This is a genomic window from Streptococcus suis, from assembly GCA_022354845.1.
GTDB classification, from domain to species: Bacteria; Bacillota; Bacilli; order Lactobacillales; family Streptococcaceae; genus Streptococcus; species Streptococcus suis_AA.
The window spans coordinates 1,606,705-1,623,911 of the sequence record CP031970.1 but is presented as its reverse complement, the minus strand read 5'-3'; the positions used below and the strand labels follow the sequence as shown (position 1 = coordinate 1,623,911).

Sequence of the window (17,207 nt, the reverse complement as noted above, 5' to 3'; positions counted from 1 at the left end):
TATGGCAGAAAAAAACAATGTAATATTATCCGCAAAAGATGTGGTCGTGGAATTTGAAGTTCGTGACCGTGTTTTGACAGCTATACGTAATGTCTCTATTGATTTAATCGAGGGAGAGGTTCTCGCAATTGTAGGGGAGTCTGGTTCTGGAAAGTCAGTTTTGACAAAAACTTTCACAGGGATGCTGGAAGAGAATGGTCGAATTGCTTCAGGAAGTATTATTTATCGTGGAGAAGAATTAACTGATATAAAAAAACATGAAGAATGGGAAAAAATACGTGGTGCAAAAATTGCAACTATTTTCCAGGATCCAATGACAAGTCTTAATCCTTTGGTTACAATTGGCCGCCAAATTACCGAAGTTATCATTAAACATCAAGGAAAATCAATTTCTGAGGCAAAAGAACTTGCGGTTAATTATATGGAACGAGTGGGTATTCCAGATGCAAAAAAACGTTTCAATGAATACCCGTTTCAATATTCAGGTGGTATGCGACAAAGAATTGTTATTGCAATTGCCTTAGCATGCCGTCCAGATGTATTAATTTGTGATGAACCAACAACAGCATTAGATGTAACAATACAAGCTCAAATTTTAGACTTATTAAAAGAATTACAAAAAGAATACAATTTTACAACAATTTTCATCACGCATGATTTGGGTGTTGTTGCAAGCATCGCTGACAAAGTTGCTGTTATGTATGCTGGCGAAGTTATTGAATTTGGAACCGTAGAAGACATCTTTTATGACCCTCGACATCCATATACATGGAGTCTACTTTCAAGTCTTCCTCAGTTAGCCAATTCTAATGGAGAACTCTTTTCAATTCCAGGAACACCTCCTTCACTTTTCACTCCGGTCTTAGGAGATGCATTTGCACCTCGTTCTGAATTCGCGATGCAGGTTGATTTTGAAGAATCTCCACCTATTTTTCAAGTTACAGAAAATCATTGGGCTAAAACTTGGTTATTACACCCTGAAGCTCCTAAAGCGGCCAAACCAGAAGTGATTCAGGATTTACATTCAAAAATTAAATCTAAGATGTCGGTAGAAGATATTAAATAGGAGGAAGAAATGACTGAAAAATTAGTTGAAATCAAAGATTTAGAAATTTCTTTCGGTGAAGGGCGCAAAAAATTTGTAGCTGTCAAAAATGCTAATTTCTTTATTAATCGTGGAGAAACATTCTCCTTAGTTGGAGAATCGGGGTCTGGTAAGACAACGATTGGTCGTGCGATAATTGGACTAAATGAAACAAGTGGTGGAGATATTCTTTACAATGGAGAGAAAATAAATGGGAAAATTTCTCATGAGAAGTCTCGAGAATTAATTAAGAAAATTCAAATGATTTTTCAAGATCCAGCTGCGAGTTTGAATGAACGTGCAACAGTAGACTATATTATCTCTGAGGGCTTGTACAATTTTAAATTGTTTAATAATGAAGAAGAGCGGCAAGCAAAAGTTCGGTCAATGATGACAGAAGTGGGGCTACTTGCGGAACACTTAACACGCTTTCCTCATGAGTTCTCAGGAGGCCAACGCCAGAGGATAGGTATAGCTCGAGCACTTGTGATGAATCCTGAATTGGTGATTGCCGATGAACCGATTTCTGCATTAGATGTGTCTGTTAGAGCTCAAGTCTTAAATTTATTGAAGAGATTGCAAAAAGAACTGGGCTTAACTTATCTCTTTATTGCACATGATTTGTCAGTTGTTCGGTTTATTTCTGATAGGATTGCAGTGATTCATAAAGGTGTTATTGTAGAAGTGGCAGAGACAGAGGAATTGTTTAAGAATCCTTTGCATCCATACACTCGTTCCTTACTATCTGCTGTTCCTATTCCGGATCCAATTTTAGAAAGACAAAAAACTTTAGTAGTATATGACCCAAATATGCATGATTATTCTGTAGATAGGCCAGAAATGCATGAAATCAAGCCAGGCCATTTTGTATGGTCAAATAAAGCAGAATTTGCAAAATATTCAGAAGGCATATAAACTAGAAGATAATCGAGAGATAAACATACTTTTATAGATCCTAAAAAAAGTCTTGGAACTATCTGTTTCAAGTCTTTTTGGTATAATACGTGTTACGCTACTCTCACAATGTTAAGAAATTCTAGTAAATGAAGGAACTATTTCTCATATCTTGCCAATTTTCTGTCAATTTATGGTAGAATAGAAAAAATAGATTTTTTACGAGGGATGCCATGACATTAGTATATCAATCAACACGTGATGCCAAGAATACCGTATCAGCAAGTCAAGCCATTTTACAAGGGTTGGCAACTGATGGTGGGTTGTTTACTCCTATTTCCATGCCAAGGGTTGAGTTGGATTTTTCTGTACTCAAAGATGCTTCTTATCAAGAAATTGCCAAGTTGATTTTGTCGGCTTTTTTGGATGATTTTACGGCAGATGAGCTGGACTACTGTATCAACAATGCCTACGATAGCAAGTTTGACACGCCAGCTATTGCCCCAGTTATCAAACTAAAAGGTCAGTACAACTTGGAACTTTTCCGTGGCTCAACCATTGCCTTTAAGGACATGGCCCTGTCTATCTTGCCTTATTTGATGACGACAGCGGCTAAAAAACATGGTCTGGAAAATGAGATTGTCATTTTAACTGCAACGTCAGGTGATACAGGTAAGGCTGCTATGGCCGGCTTTGCGGATGTACCAGGTACACAAATCATCGTCTTCTACCCACGCGACGGGGTATCTAAAGTCCAAGAATTGCAGATGACTACGCAAACGGGGTCTAATACTCACGTGGTGGCTATTGATGGTAACTTTGACGATGCTCAGACTAATGTGAAGCACATGTTCAATGACGAGAATCTTCGTGCCAAGTTGGCGGCTAAAAAACTCCAGTTTTCATCAGCCAACTCCATGAACATCGGTCGCTTAGTGCCACAGATTGTTTACTATGTTTATGCCTACGCTCAGCTGGTTAAGACTGGTGAGATTGCGGCGGGCGACAAGGTCAATTTCACTGTTCCGACAGGGAATTTTGGGAATATCTTAGCGGCTTACTACGCTAAACAGATCGGTCTTCCAGTTGGCAAGCTCATCTGTGCTTCCAACGACAATAATGTCCTAACCGACTTCTTCTCAACTGGTGTTTACGACAAGAACCGTACTTTCCGCGTGACCACTAGTCCATCTATGGATATTTTGGTCTCATCAAACTTGGAGCGTTTGATTTTCCACCTCTTTGGTAATGACGCTGTCAAAACAGCGGAGCTGATGGAAGCCTTGAACACAGCTGGTCAGTATGACATTCAAGGAGCTGACGCGGATATTTTATCTTTCTTTGTTGCTGCCTTTGCGACAGAAGAAGAAACTGCTGCAGAAATCAAACGTGTTTATGACGAGTCAGGCTATATTGAAGACCCACATACGGCTGTAGCATCTGCAGTTTATAAGAAATATGCACAGCAAACTGGTGATCAGACTCCAACAGTAATTGCTTCAACAGCTAGTCCGTACAAGTTCCCTGTGGTTGCGGTTGAAGCTGTGACTGGTCAGTCAGGTTTAACTGACTTTGAAGCTCTTGCAAAATTACATGAGATTTCAGGTGTAGCCTTGCCACCAGCTGTAGATGGTTTGGAAACAGCACCGGTTCGCCACAATACCGTTGTTGCAGCTGCAGATATGCAAGCAGAGGTAGAACGATATTTGGGTGTTTAATGCATGGATATTTTTATACAAACTGTTTAAACGACAGTTTGTTTTTTAAAGTAAAAATATTTAATTGAGTTGATGTTTACACCACAAAAATGAATTGGAGAATATGAACAAAAAGATTTGCAAAGAACTAATATCAATTGCCTTTCCTGCAATGGGAGAAAATCTTCTTCAAATGTTGATGGGGATGGTGGATTCCTATTTGGTCGCCAGTCTTGGAATCGTAGCTTTATCTGGCGTATCGATTGCGAATAATCTATTAGCCGTCTATCAGGCGGTTTTTATTGCGTTAGCTGCAGCCGTTTCATCCCAATTGGCCCATGTTGTAGGAAAAGAGAAAGGAATGCAGATTACTGCCATTGTCACCGATAGTGTCAAGTTGACTGTTTATGTAGGCGTATTTCTGGGTATTTTAGCGGTTATACTAGGTCCAACATTGCTGACTAGCTTGGGGGCGGAACGTGAAGTAGCTCAACTTGGTGGTCTCTATTTGATTTTGGTCGGGGGTAGTATTTTGTTACTGGGACTTATGACCTGTTTGGGTGGAATCCTGAGAACTCTTGGTCAACCTCGTTATCCAATGTATATTAGTTTATTTTCAAATCTCCTAAATGCCGTATTTTCGGCCATTGCAGTTTTTGTACTCCATACAGGGGTGGCCGGAGTTGCTTTTGGAACGATATTGTCAAGAATAGTCGGGTGCGGTCTACTTTGGTCACGCCTATCGATCTCTATTAAACCAAGTACTTGGTCTGTTGATAAAGAGTTAGTTAGGCTTGCTCTACCTGCTATTGGCGAACGGTTGATGATGAGAGCAGGTGATGTAGTCATTGTAGGAATGATTACTGGTTTGGGAACGGCTGTTGTTGCTGGAAATGCGATTGGAGAAACCATTACTCAATTTAACTATATGCCCACCTTAGGAATCTCAGTAGCAACGCTTATTATGACTGCAAAGAGTAGGCAAGATTCGTTAGCTGTTCAACGGATTTATCGAGTTGGTCTTGGACTCTCGCTGGTTTTTATGTTCGTAATAGGAGGCATTAGTTACTTAGCAGGACCTTTATTAATTAGTCTTTTCACGATGGATGTTCAAGTGGCACAAGCTAGTCAGACAGTCTTGCTCTATTCTGTCCTTGGGGTACCTTTTACAGCAGCAACTCTTGTCTTTACAGGACTTTGGCAAGGTATGGGTAATTCTCGGCTACCTTTTTATGCGACTGGTATAGGCATGTGGGTGGTTCGAATAGGTCTAGCATATTTTCTAATAAAAAATTTTCAATTAGGCTTGCCTAGCATTTGGCTTGCAACGATAGTAGATAATGCCTTTCGAGCAAGTTTGTTATATGTTTGCTTCAGATACTCCACAGGATGATTTGCTCTTTAAGGTTTACATAAGAAATATTTTAGTTCTGTTTAAGTTATGAGAGCTATACTATCTTCAAGCTAGAAATAGCAAACAACTTACTGAATTATATTCAGTATCGTCATCCGTAAGAGCTAAAGCTCAAACGGATGGCATATCTTTTTCATATAATCTCCTAGAAAGCAGTCGGCAATGGTCGGCTGTTTTCGTGTCTTAGGTTGTTTGAAAATAATCGAGCATTCTTTAAGGTTTGCATAAGAAATATTTTAGCTCTGTTTAAGCTATGGGAGCTATACTATCTTCAAGCTAGAAATAGCAAACAATTTTTACTGAATTACATTCAGTATCGTCATCCGTTTGAGCTTTAGCTCTTACGGATGGCATATCTTTTTCATATAATCTCCTAGAAAGCAGTCGGCAATGGTCGGCTGTTTTCGTGTCTTCAATTCTTTTGTAAAAATGGTATAATAGAAGTGATTGTATAAGGAGAATAAAATGTCGGCAATAGGAAAAGCATCTGGGAAAATTATATTGATGGGCGAACATTCAGTGGTTTATGGACAGCCGGCGATTGCGATGCCTTTTTCTGCTGTAGAAATTATTGCCAAAGTGACAGCTCAGGGAGAGGCTCTGAGTGTCGACTGTGATTTTTATAAGGGCCTTGTCCATAAGATGCCCAAAATATGGGAAAGCCTCAAACATGCTATACGATTTTCACTATATCGTATCGGAGCGCCAACAGATCCGGCCATTCACATTAAAATTAGCTCGACTATTCCTGCTGAAAGAGGAATGGGTTCAAGTGCAGCGGTGGCAGTTGCTGTAGCACGGGCTCTATTTGCGCATTATGAAAAAATATTGACCGATAAGGAGTTGTGGGAAATAGTTCAATCCTCGGAAAAAATAGCTCATGGAAATCCGTCGGGAATAGACGCAGCAACCACAAGTGGTAAGTCACCTGTCTTTTTTATTAAAAATCAGCCTATGGAGCCACTAGAACTCAAACTCAGTGCCTATCTAGTAGTGGCAGATACTGGTGTGACAGGAAATACCTTAGAAGCTATTTCAGATGTCGCGGATTTGTTGGAGAAAAAGCCAGAGGCGATGAAGTTTATTGAGGAACTCGGAAGCTTAGCGAAACAGGCTAAAGAAGACTTAGCCACTGACCAAGCTGAGCTTCTAGGAAGTAAAATGAATCAAGCTCATGTCCTTCTGCAAGAATTAGGTGTATCTGATCCCAGTCTTGATCAGCTAGTACGCATTTCTCAAGAGTCCGGAGCACTTGGAGCTAAATTAACTGGTGGTGGTCGAGGAGGTTGCATGATTGCATTGGCAAAAAATGCAGAAGATGCTCAAAAAATAGCTCAAACATTAGATCAAGCTGGTTCTCGCCAGACATGGATACAATATTTAGGAGAAATCAATGACTAAAAAAATAGGAATTGCCCGCGCCCATACAAATATCGCTTTGATTAAATACTGGGGGAAACGAGATAAGGAGCTATTTTTACCTATGAACTCCAGTTTGTCCTTGACACTTGATGCTTTTTATACGGATACAAAAGTTGTTTTTGACTCAGAATTGACAGGTGACGAATTTTATCTCAATGGAAATGTACAAAATGAAAAAGAAATTTTAAAAATTTCTCGATTTTTGGATTTATTTCGCGAATATATAGGTGAAGGGAATTTTGCTCGAGTTGAAAGTCTAAATTTTGTTCCAACTGCTGCTGGTTTGGCAAGTTCTGCATCGGCCTTTGCGGCTCTAGCACTTGCAACGGCAACTGCTTTACATATCGATTTGTCACCAGCTCAGCTTTCAACCTTTGCACGGAGAGGGTCTGGGTCAAGCACACGTAGCCTATTTGGTGGCTTTGTCGAGTGGGATATGGGTACTGGATCTGAAGATTCCATGGCTCGGCCAATTGATGATGCTGACTGGGACATTGCCATGATTGTCTTAGCTGTAAATACCGGACCTAAAAAAATTGCAAGTCGAGAAGGAATGGACCATACAGTAGCTACTTCGCCTTTCTATTCCGCTTGGGTGGAGACCGCCCAATCAGATTTGGCAGATATCAAAGTGGCCATTGCTAATCGTGATTTTGAGAAACTTGGTCAAATTACAGAACACAATGGTATGAAAATGCATGCAACAACCCTTTCCGCGAATCCCCCTTTTACCTATTGGACGGCAGATAGTTTGCTTGCTCAAGAGACTGTTCGTCAGGTTCGTGAAAAGACTGGTTTGTCAGCATATATGACGATGGATGCTGGACCAAATGTTAAAGTTCTCTGCCGTGAAAGTGAGATGGATGAATTTGTCAATGAACTATCTCAGATTTTTCCAAGAGAAAAAATCATTACCAGTAAGCCAGGTCCTGCTGCCTATATTTTAAGCGAGGAAGAGTGGCACGCATCACAAAAAAAATTTGAAAAGAGTTTAGAACATGAAGGTAGTGACCAAGGTTCCAGGTAAATTATTTTTGGCTGGAGAATATGCGGTGGTGGAGTCAGGAAACCCAGCAGTGATAGCAGCAGTTGACCGTTATTTAACGGTTAGTATTGAGTCGGCTGAAAGTGGAATGATTCACTCTACCCAGCAGTCTGATATGTTTTTAACATGGTATCGCACAAATGAACAGATTCTTGTTTCGGAAGAAAATCCTTATCAGATTGTCTTGACAGCTTTACAAGTATCAGAAGAATTTCTGCGTGAACAAGGGATACCATGTCAAGGCTACTACAGTGTAACGATTCAATCAGAATTGGATGACCAAGATTCTGGGACTAAATATGGTCTAGGTTCATCAGGTGCTGTAACGGTTGCTACTGTTGAAGCTATACTGCTCTATTATAGTTACGAATTGGATCCTTTATTGGTTTTCAAATTGTCTGTTTTGACTCAGGCAAGATTGAATATGACGGGCTCGCATGGAGATTTGGCGGCGTCTAGTTTTCGCGGGCTTGTCGCATACTATTCTCTTGATAAATCCTGGTTGTCGGAGCAGATGTCTGTGCAAGGTTTGAGTAATCTTCTTGCAAGTGATTGGAAAGATTTGCAGATTAAGCAGATTGGGTTGCCTGCACCATTGGAATTACTAGTTGGTTGGACAGGATCTGCTGCATCGACAACGCACCTAGTATCACATATGGAGAGCAAAAAAACGCAGCAGTCTAAGGAAGAAATTTATTCCCAGTTTTTGAATGATTCCAAAGTATGTGTAGAGCAGTTGATATGGGCTTGCCAAAATAAAGATATACCTTGTATAAAACAGGCCGTTACTCGCAATCGCTATTTATTGCGAAAATTTTCGGAAGATATGAGTCTGACCATTGAAACTCCTTTGTTGACGGAACTTTGTGATAGTGCAGAAGCAAATGGTGCCGTAGCAAAGTCATCAGGAGCGGGAGGTGGCGACTGTGGTATTTGTTTAGTTGACAGCCAAGAGCAAAAAGAAGATATCCAAATTATTTGGGAGCAGGCAGGAATTTTTCCACTTCCCTTAACGATTGCAGAAAGAAATAAGGAGAGAATATGATCTATCAACGAATTGAAGGATTAAACCGTAAAGATCAGCATGTTGCATTAGCTGATTTGCAATATAATGATGCATCTGCAGCGGATTTTGCCCAAACACGATTTGTTCACCATTCATTACCTGAAATGGCGATTGAGGATGTTTCAATAAAGACACAGGTAGCAGGCTTAGAGTTTGACAGACCATTTTTTATTAATGCTATGACAGGCGGGAGTGAAAAAACAGGTCAAATCAATCAATTGCTGGGAATTATTGGACATGTCAGTAAAATCGCAATTGCTTCTGGGTCAGTGAGTGCAGCGATTAAGGATCCAAGTGTAGCAAAGACATTTTCGGTCTTGCGTCGTGAAAACCCACATGGTATTATCTTTGCAAATTTAGGTGCTCACCATGATGTTGAAAGTGCTAAACGCGCAATTGATCTCTTAGAAGCTAATGCTATTCAAATTCATATCAATGCTCCTCAAGAGATAATTATGCCAGAAGGTGATCGCGATTTTTCAATGTGGTTGAAGAATATTGAGTCGCTTGTAAGAGGCTTAGAGGTTCCTGTTATTGTTAAAGAAGTTGGTTTCGGTATGAGTCGTGAAACCATAGCGCAATTGAAGTCAGTCGGAGTGGAAACAGTTGACATCTCTGGTACAGGTGGGACAAACTTTGCTAAGATTGAGAATGCGCGCCGCATTTTTCAAGAGTTTACATATTTGGAAGGATGGGGTCAGTCTACGGTTGAATCGTTGATAGAAGCAGCTAGTCTTCCAATCGAACAGCGTCCAGCGATTATAGCGTCTGGAGGAATAAAAAATCCATTTGATATTGTGAAATCACTTGCCTTGGGAGCTAATTTAGTCGGATTATCTAACCGTATCTTACAATATGTAAAAGATGGTAAAATGGACCAAATGGATAAGGTTTTTTATGATTTGTCGGTTATGAACGGTGAAATTCGTGATATTATGACTCTCCTAGGTGCAAAAGATATTGCATCGTTGAGGAAGACAGATCTTATCTTGCCTGCCTCTGTACAACATTGGTGTCAAGCGCGTGGTATTGACTGGCAGTTGTACGGTCAACGTTCTAAAAAATAGATGAATGTTAGTAAAGGACGGATATTTTGTCCTTTTTTTTAACATTTCTTTCGATTTTATCAGATTTGTGGTAGAATAATAAAAAATTATATCGAGGTAAACAAATGAAAGCAATTATTACAGTTGTTGGTAAAGACAAATCGGGTATTGTAGCTGGTGTAGCAGGAAAAGTTGCAGAATTAGGACTTAATATTGATGATATTTCTCAAACCGTTTTAGACCAGTATTTCACAATGATGGCCTTGGTATCTGCTGAAGAAAAGAAGGACTTTACGAAGCTTCGTGCAGAATTGGAATCTTATGGTGAGGCTTTAAACGTTAAAATCAATATTCAAAGTGCAGCTATTTTTGATGCGATGCACAATTTATAAGGAGAGTAATTTTTATATGGACATTAGACAGGTAACTGAAACGATTGCCATGATCGAGGAACAGCACTTCGATATTCGGACGATTACTATGGGGATTTCTCTTTTAGATTGTATTGATCCTGACATTGAAAAAGCTGCTGAGAAAGTTTATTCTAAAATTGTGACCAAGGCAAAGAATTTGGTTTCGGTTGGGGATGAAATAGCAGCAGAATTAGGGATTCCTATTGTCAATAAACGTGTGTCTGTAACGCCGATTGCCTTAATTGGTGCGGCGACTGATGCGACAGATTATCTCCCATTGGCTCATGCTTTGGACAAGGCAGCTAATGAAATCGGAATTGACTTTATCGGAGGTTTTTCAGCCCTTGTTCAAAAAGGCTATCAAAAAGGTGATGAAATTCTGATCAACTCCATTCCACAAGCCTTAGCACAGACTTCAAAGGTTTGTTCATCGGTTAATATCGGTTCGACAAAGTCCGGTATTAACATGACTGCTGTGAGAGATATGGGAAGAATCATCAAGGAAACAGCTGAAGCTTCTGAGATGGGTGCTGCTAAGTTGGTGGTTTTTGCGAATGCGGTTGAAGATAATCCGTTTATGGCTGGCGCTTTCCATGGTGTTGGTGAGGCAGATGTCGTTATTAATGTGGGTGTTTCTGGGCCAGGTGTAGTAAAGCGTGCTCTGGAAAAAGTCCGCGGGGAGAGCTTTGATGTAGTAGCTGAAACAGTGAAGAAAACAGCCTTTAAAATAACTCGTATCGGTCAGCTAGTGGGCAATATGGCGAGCGAACGTTTGGGTGTCAAATTTGGTATCGTTGACCTCTCACTTGCTCCAACACCTGCTGTCGGGGACTCTGTTGCGCGTGTCTTGGAGGAAATGGGATTGGAAACCGTTGGCACACATGGAACAACAGCTGCACTTGCTTTACTAAATGACGCGGTGAAAAAAGGTGGCGTTATGGCTTGTAACCAAGTAGGCGGTTTATCAGGCGCATTCATTCCTGTATCTGAAGATGAAGGGATGATTGCAGCGGTACAAAGTGGATCGCTCAATCTTGAAAAATTAGAAGCTATGACTGCGATTTGTTCTGTCGGTTTGGACATGATTGCCATTCCAGAAACGACTCCAGCCGAAACCATTGCAGCAATGATTGCAGATGAGGCAGCCATTGGGGTAATTAATCAAAAAACAACAGCAGTCCGTATTATCCCATTAGGTAAGGAAGGTGAATTGATCGAATTTGGAGGTCTTCTAGGAACAGCTCCTGTTATGAAAGTCAACCAAGCATCTTCTGTTGATTTTATCAACCGAGGTGGTCAGATTCCTGCGCCAATTCATAGTTTTAAGAATTAAAAAACGTAGACCGATTGCCCAAGCAGTCGGTTTTTTTGTTATACTATATAGTAAATAGTAAGAAATGACAAGGAGAATACTATGGCAGACGTAAGATTATACATTTCCCGTCATGGAAAAACAATGTTTAATACAATTGGTCGGGTACAAGGTTGGTGTGATACGCCTCTTACCAAAAAGGGAGAAGAAGGTATTCGTGAGTTAGGGCTTGGACTGAAAGATACCGGAGTCGATTTCAAATTAGCTGTGTCAAGCGACTTGGGACGAACAGTTCAAACGATGACCATTGCTTTGCGGGAATTGGAAAAATTAGGGGAAATTCCATATTATCAGGATAAACGCATTCGAGAATGGTGTTTTGGTAGTTTTGAGGGTATGTATGATGCAGAACTATTTCAAGGAGTTCTTCCTCGCTTGAAAGGAACTGTGGATACGAATGGAATGTCATTTGCAGAAATAGCGACAGGGATTCAAGAAGCAGACACAGCTGGTTGGTCTGAATCATGGGAAGTGCTTAGCAATCGTATTTTGACAGGTTTTGAATCTATTGCTCAAGACTTGGAAAAGCAAGGTGGAGGAAATGCCTTGGTTGTTAGTCATGGTATGACGATAGCCACACTCGCTCATCTACTTGACCCAGAGAGGGGGGCAGATGTTGTATTGGATAATGGCTCAATTACAGTTCTCAAGTATGAGAATAGCTCATTCACCATTGAATCATTTGGGGACATGTCCTATCGCCAGCGAGGAGCAGAATTAATAGCTCAAGGGAAATAACGAAAGAATCAGAGTTTCATCTCTGATTTTTTTCTTGACATGTATATCGAGATGCGATATAATAAATACATCGAAGTACGATATATCGAGGTACGAAAGGGGTTTTATGAACGATAAGTTAAAACGGGTCTATGTTCCCATGACAGAGACAGCCTTCTATATTCTCTTTCATTTACAGCAGGAACGACATGGTTACGATATTACACAGAAGACTAAGGAAGTCACGGCAGGTCAGGTCGTGATTAGTCCCGGAACCATGTATGGCACCCTATCGAAAATGGAAAAAGATGGCTTGATTGCCTTTGTCAGAGAAGAAGACAAGCGAAAGTTATACCAAATAACAGCAACGGGTCGAGAAATTCTGGATATAGAATTGGCTCGAATTGAACGACTTTATCGAAATAGTAAGGGGGAAAGTTATGGAAACTAAGACAGAGTGTAGAGTATTTTTTATCACAGATTTCAATCAGCAGGCACATTATCTTAGCAACATGCATAAAAAAGGGTGGAAGCTAGTTAAGATTAGCTGGAGCTTATTTTATCATTTTGAAAAATGCGAGCCAGAAGATGTTGTTTATCAGGTTGATTTTAAAGAATCTAAAAATAAAGATAGAGAATCCTATCTACGTATGTATGAGGACTATGGTTGGGAATTTGTCACATCATGCCAAAACTTCGTTATTTTTAGGAAGGCAGCTGTAAAGGGAGATCTTGAGATATACGGTGATAGGGAAAGCAAGCTGGTATTTGTTAAAACAATCATCCAACGACGCTATTTGCTGTCTTTGGGACTATATTTCATTCTATCAGGGACGAATATGAGTTCTCATCCAGGTTTTGTCTTAGTCTTTTCTCTTATTTATATCCCTCTCTTATTATTACTTGGGCTACGTTTTTATCGCATGATGAAGAGCGACTAGGTCCTCAGACTGATTTTTAGCACTCTAAGAAAAAGAGTGCTAATTTTTTGTCTTTTTCTCTTGACAATTCATTTTTTCAGGGTATAATAGGAGTATATAGCTTAGCACTCATTACAAGAGAGTGCTAACGCTCTTCGAAAATCAACACTATCCGTTGTCAGCTTGCCTTTGTGAACCTCAGTTCTACATTCGGCTTCGCTTCCTAGGCTACTGTCGATTTTCATTGAGCGTAACTAAAACAGTGTTCATGAAAGGAGCGAAGATGATTACCCAACGTCAAAATGATATTTTGAATCTGATTGTTGAATTGTTTACGCGCCATCATGAGCCAGTTGGTTCTAAGGCCTTGCAGGAGATGATTTCTTCTAGCTCAGCAACGATTCGAAATGATATGGCTAAGTTAGAGCAATTAGGCCTTTTGGAAAAAGCGCACACGTCTAGTGGAAGGATACCGAGTCGAGCTGGTTTTCAATATTTTGTAAATCATTCACTGAATTTAGAGTATATTGACGAGGAAGATGTCTATCAGATAGTTAAGGCTTTCGATTTTGAAGCTTTTAAACTAGAAGATATACTGGAGCGGGCCAGTCAGGTTTTAGCAGATTTGACAGAATACACATCAGTTATTTTAGATGTGGAGCCGACCAGTCAACAGTTGACTTCCTTTGACATAGTACAGCTAAGTAATCACGATGCTTTGGCAGTTTTGACACTAGATCAGTCCAAGCCAGTCACTGTCCAATTTGCGATTCCGAAGAACTTTTTATCAAGGGATTTGGAAGTACTAAGACGCCTAGTTGATGAACGATTTGTTGGACAGACAGTTCTGTCTATTCACTATAAACTGCGGACGGAAATACCTCAAGTGGTACAGCGATACTTTACTACAACGGACAATGTCTTAGATTTGATGGATTACATTTTTTCCAACTTATTTCAAGAAACAGTCTTTATTAGTGGCAAAGTTGCTTCGCTAACTTATGGAAATCTTGCTACCTACCAATTATTGGATAGCCCACAACTTCTGGCGCCAGAACTACGACAAGGATTGGCACCGAATCAGCAGTCCAGCATTGTGATAGCCGAGCACAGAGATCCAGCTCTTGCAGACATAACGGTGATTCATCATCGCTTTCCTATCCCCTATCGGGGTATGGCTCAGATGAGTTTGCTTGGTCCTGTTGACATGGACTATCGTAGGCAGATGAGTTTAATCAACATCATCAGCCGAGTCCTATTTATGAAATTAACTGATTACTACAGATATTTAAGTAGTAATCATTATGAAGTCAATTAAGATGTGACGGCGTGAAGGAAATGATTGAAAAATAGGAGATTGACGCGGTGTCATCAGACGCAAGGAAATCTATCTTTTTTCTGAGTTTCTAGCCCGAACTCCATTTATTATTTGTCAAAGTAATAATAGAAAATGAAGAGGTGAACAACTTGTCAGAAGAAATCAAAAATGAAGAAATCGTAGAAGAGGTTGAAACAACAGAAGATGTTGTGGAAACTCCTGAAAAATCAGAATTGGACTTAGCAAATGAGCGTGCAGAGGAATTTGAAAACAAATACCTCCGTGCCCACGCTGAAATGCAAAATATTCAACGTCGCGCCAACGAAGAACGCCAAATCATTCAGCGTTACCGTTCGCAAGACTTGGCTAAGAAAATCTTGCCGAGCTTGGATAACTTGGAACGTGCCCTTCAAGTCGAAGGCTTGACAGAAGATGTCAAAAAAGGCTTGGAAATGGTGCAGGAAAGTTTGATTCAAGCCCTTAAAGAAGAAGGGGTGGAAGAAGTCGCTACAGATGTCTTTGACCCAAATCTTCATATGGCTATTCAAACAGTCCCAGCCACAGACGACTGCCCAGCAGAACGCATCGCACAAGTATTCCAAAAAGGCTACAAGTTGCATGAACGTCTGTTGAGACCTGCTATGGTGGTGGTATCAGAATAACTTAGTTTTCCAGTTTATCTTTAATTACTTCGTTAACTCGCCTTGCCGTACTCCAGTACTGTCTTCGGCTCGTTGCCTAGTACTAAAAGCAAACTGAAACACTAAGGTCGCTCTGCTATTTTCCAAAAAAGAAACCTGACCGAGATGTCGTTAAACTACTTGAAAAGAAAGTAAATTAAAAAGAGGTAAATCATATGTCTAAAATTATCGGTATTGACTTAGGTACAACAAACTCAGCAGTTGCAGTTCTTGAAGGAACTGAATCAAAAATCATCGCAAACCCAGAAGGAAACCGCACAACTCCGTCTGTTGTGTCTTTCAAAAATGGTGAAATCATCGTTGGTGATGCGGCAAAACGCCAAGCAGTAACCAACCCAGATACCATCATCTCTATCAAATCAAAAATGGGAACTTCTGAAAAAGTTTCAGCAAACGGTAAAGAATACACACCACAAGAAATCTCAGCTATGATCCTTCAATACTTGAAAGGTTATGCGGAAGAATACCTTGGTGAAAAAGTAACTAAAGCTGTTATCACTGTTCCTGCTTACTTCAACGATGCTCAACGTCAAGCAACCAAAGATGCTGGTAAAATCGCTGGTCTGGAAGTAGAACGTATCGTCAACGAGCCAACTGCAGCAGCCCTTGCTTATGGTTTGGACAAGACTGACAAAGACGAGAAAATTTTGGTATTCGACCTTGGTGGTGGTACTTTCGACGTGTCTATCCTTGAACTTGGTGACGGTGTCTTTGACGTACTTGCTACAGCAGGTGACAACAAACTTGGTGGTGACGATTTTGACCAAAAGATTATCGACCACATGGTTGCAGAATTCAAGAAAGAAAATGGCATCGACTTGTCAGCAGACAAAATGGCTCTTCAACGTTTGAAAGATGCAGCTGAAAAAGCGAAGAAAGACCTTTCAGGTGTCACTTCAACTCAAATCAGCTTGCCGTTCATCACTGCAGGTGCAGCTGGTCCGCTTCACTTGGAAATGACATTGACTCGTGCAAAATTTGACGAATTGACTTACGACCTTGTAGAACGTACAAAGACTCCAGTTCGTCAAGCCCTGTCAGATGCAGGTCTCAGCTTGTCAGAAATCGATGAAGTTATCCTTGTCGGTGGTTCAACTCGTATCCCAGCCGTTGTAGAAGCTGTTAAGGCTGAAACTGGTAAAGAGCCAAACAAATCTGTAAACCCTGACGAAGTCGTTGCTATGGGTGCGGCAATCCAAGGTGGTGTTATCACTGGTGATGTGAAAGACGTTGTTCTTCTTGACGTAACACCATTGTCACTTGGTATCGAAACAATGGGTGGTGTATTTACAAAACTCATCGACCGTAACACAACTATCCCAACTTCTAAATCACAAGTCTTCTCAACTGCTGCAGACAACCAGCCAGCCGTTGACATCCACGTGCTTCAAGGTGAGCGCCCAATGGCAGCGGACAACAAGACTCTTGGTCGCTTCCAATTGACTGACATCCCTGCAGCACCTCGTGGTATTCCACAAATCGAAGTAACATTTGATATCGATAAGAACGGTATTGTTTCTGTAAAAGCTAAAGACCTTGGTACACAAAAAGAACAAACCATCGTTATCCAGTCTAACTCAGGTTTGACAGAAGAAGAAATCGACCGCATGATGAAAGATGCAGAAGCAAACGCTGAAGCAGATAAGAAACGTAAGGAAGAAGTGGATCTTCGTAACGATGTTGACCAAGCAATCTTTGCGACTGAGAAAACTCTTAAAGAAACTGAAGGCAAAGGCTTTGACGCAGAACGCGACCAAGCCCAAGCAGCTCTTGATGAGTTGAAAGCAGCCCAAGAAGCTAACAACTTGGACGACATGAAGGCTAAACTTGAAAACCTCAACGAAAAAGCCCAAGCCCTTGCAGTGAAACTCTACGAGCAAGCCGCAGCAGCCCAACAAGCAGCTGCAGGTGCAGAAGGCACACAAACTGCTGATAACGCAGGCGATGATGTGGTAGACGGCGAGTTTACTGAAAAGTAAGTCAAGATGTGAGAGCGTTAAAAGAACGACAGAAAAATAGGAACTTGACGCTGAATGCTTACATTCAAGGAAAGTTATCTTTTTTCCGAAGTTCTTAGCTCGAACTCAGTTCTTATCTT

At 40.6% G+C, this 17,207-nt stretch carries 16 protein-coding genes; all 16 read left to right on the top strand.

Annotation, left to right across the window (positions count from 1 at the left end):
• Position 1: 1 nt before the first annotated feature.
• The 16 genes from D2A30_08460 to dnaK all read left to right on the top strand — a co-directional run bounded on the left by D2A30_08460 (position 2) and on the right by dnaK (position 17,088).
• Positions 2-1,066, top strand: coding sequence for an ABC transporter ATP-binding protein (locus D2A30_08460; GenBank protein ULL21602.1), 1,065 nt, complete (start codon positions 2-4; stop codon positions 1,064-1,066).
• A gap of 9 nt (positions 1,067-1,075) precedes the next feature.
• Positions 1,076-1,999, top strand: coding sequence for an ATP-binding cassette domain-containing protein (locus D2A30_08455; GenBank protein ID ULL21601.1), 924 nt, complete (start codon positions 1,076-1,078; stop codon positions 1,997-1,999).
• A gap of 212 nt (positions 2,000-2,211) precedes the next feature.
• A complete protein-coding gene (locus tag D2A30_08450) occupies positions 2,212-3,696 on the top strand; it encodes a threonine synthase (protein ID ULL21600.1) in 1,485 nt (494 codons plus the stop codon).
• A gap of 103 nt (positions 3,697-3,799) precedes the next feature.
• Positions 3,800-5,068: an MATE family efflux transporter gene (locus tag D2A30_08445; protein ID ULL21599.1), complete on the top strand. Its 1,269-nt coding sequence runs from the start codon at positions 3,800-3,802 to the stop codon at positions 5,066-5,068.
• A gap of 486 nt (positions 5,069-5,554) precedes the next feature.
• Positions 5,555-6,490 carry a mevalonate kinase gene (gene mvk, locus D2A30_08440; protein ULL21598.1) on the top strand — a complete coding sequence of 312 codons (936 nt, stop codon included), beginning with the start codon at positions 5,555-5,557 and terminating at the stop codon, positions 6,488-6,490.
• Positions 6,483-7,538, top strand: a complete 1,056-nt coding sequence (mvaD, locus tag D2A30_08435; GenBank protein ID ULL21597.1) for a diphosphomevalonate decarboxylase — start codon at positions 6,483-6,485, stop codon at positions 7,536-7,538. The genes mvk and mvaD overlap by 8 nt, the downstream gene beginning before the upstream one ends.
• Positions 7,510-8,601, top strand: coding sequence for a phosphomevalonate kinase (locus tag D2A30_08430; GenBank protein ID ULL21596.1), 1,092 nt, complete (start codon positions 7,510-7,512; stop codon positions 8,599-8,601). The genes mvaD and D2A30_08430 overlap by 29 nt, the downstream gene beginning before the upstream one ends.
• Entirely contained in the window at positions 8,598-9,689 is a 1,092-nt protein-coding gene (locus D2A30_08425; protein ULL21595.1) for a type 2 isopentenyl-diphosphate Delta-isomerase, read from the top strand. The genes D2A30_08430 and D2A30_08425 overlap by 4 nt, the downstream gene beginning before the upstream one ends.
• Positions 9,690-9,793: 104 nt before the next feature.
• Complete coding sequence (locus D2A30_08420; protein ID ULL21594.1) at positions 9,794-10,060, top strand: ACT domain-containing protein; 267 nt, start codon at positions 9,794-9,796, stop codon at positions 10,058-10,060.
• A gap of 16 nt (positions 10,061-10,076) precedes the next feature.
• A complete protein-coding gene (locus D2A30_08415; protein ULL21593.1) occupies positions 10,077-11,414 on the top strand; it encodes a PFL family protein in 1,338 nt (445 codons plus the stop codon).
• Positions 11,415-11,495: 81 nt separating this feature from the next.
• Positions 11,496-12,191 (top strand): histidine phosphatase family protein, encoded by a 696-nt coding sequence (locus tag D2A30_08410; protein ULL21592.1) that lies wholly within the window; start codon positions 11,496-11,498, stop codon positions 12,189-12,191.
• A 106-nt stretch (positions 12,192-12,297) separates the two neighbouring features.
• Positions 12,298-12,621: a PadR family transcriptional regulator gene (locus D2A30_08405; protein ULL21591.1), complete on the top strand. Its 324-nt coding sequence runs from the start codon at positions 12,298-12,300 to the stop codon at positions 12,619-12,621.
• Positions 12,611-13,111 (top strand): DUF2812 domain-containing protein, encoded by a 501-nt coding sequence (locus D2A30_08400; GenBank protein ULL21590.1) that lies wholly within the window; start codon positions 12,611-12,613, stop codon positions 13,109-13,111. The genes D2A30_08405 and D2A30_08400 overlap by 11 nt, the downstream gene beginning before the upstream one ends.
• 262 nt (positions 13,112-13,373) lie before the next feature.
• Positions 13,374-14,408: a heat-inducible transcriptional repressor HrcA gene (gene hrcA / locus D2A30_08395; GenBank protein ULL21589.1), complete on the top strand. Its 1,035-nt coding sequence runs from the start codon at positions 13,374-13,376 to the stop codon at positions 14,406-14,408.
• Positions 14,409-14,557: 149 nt separating this feature from the next.
• Positions 14,558-15,070: a nucleotide exchange factor GrpE gene (gene grpE, locus D2A30_08390; GenBank protein ULL21588.1), complete on the top strand. Its 513-nt coding sequence runs from the start codon at positions 14,558-14,560 to the stop codon at positions 15,068-15,070.
• A gap of 194 nt (positions 15,071-15,264) precedes the next feature.
• Positions 15,265-17,088 (top strand): molecular chaperone DnaK, encoded by a 1,824-nt coding sequence (gene dnaK / locus D2A30_08385; protein ULL21587.1) that lies wholly within the window; start codon positions 15,265-15,267, stop codon positions 17,086-17,088.
• The last annotated feature ends 119 nt before the right edge of the window (positions 17,089-17,207 follow it).